Annotated in this window: 1 protein-coding gene; it reads left to right on the plus strand. The window is 64.7% G+C overall.

Going from position 1 to position 326, the window contains the following annotated elements:
- Window positions 1-326: DUF2169 domain-containing protein (locus EN851_RS34960; RefSeq protein WP_135931093.1), on the plus strand; the 326-nt coding region annotated here is incomplete at both ends.

Below are 326 nucleotides of genomic sequence, written 5' to 3' on the forward strand. Positions count from 1 at the left end.
ATGGCTTCGCTTACGCGCCCGGCGGACGGCCAGCGGAGCGAGTGCTCGTCGGCGTCAAGCTCGGCAATTGGTCGAAACGGTTCGAAGTGGTCGGCCATCGCGAGTGGCGAGCCATCGGGCCGATGTTCACCGCAACCGCGCCACGGCCCTTCCTGAAGCTACCCATATCCTATGACGTTGCATGGGGTGGCGTCGACAGGCGGGACCCCGACGACAAGCCGCCGGCAAGTTACAAATACAACCCGGTCGGCACCGGCTGGTCTCGCGCCAAGAACCAGCGTTTCATTCCAGGCCTGCGGCTGCCCAACACGCAGGCGGTCGATGAA

Origin of the sequence: Mesorhizobium sp. M8A.F.Ca.ET.208.01.1.1 (assembly GCF_004791315.1) — a bacterium.
Lineage (GTDB): Bacteria > Pseudomonadota > Alphaproteobacteria > Rhizobiales > Rhizobiaceae > Mesorhizobium.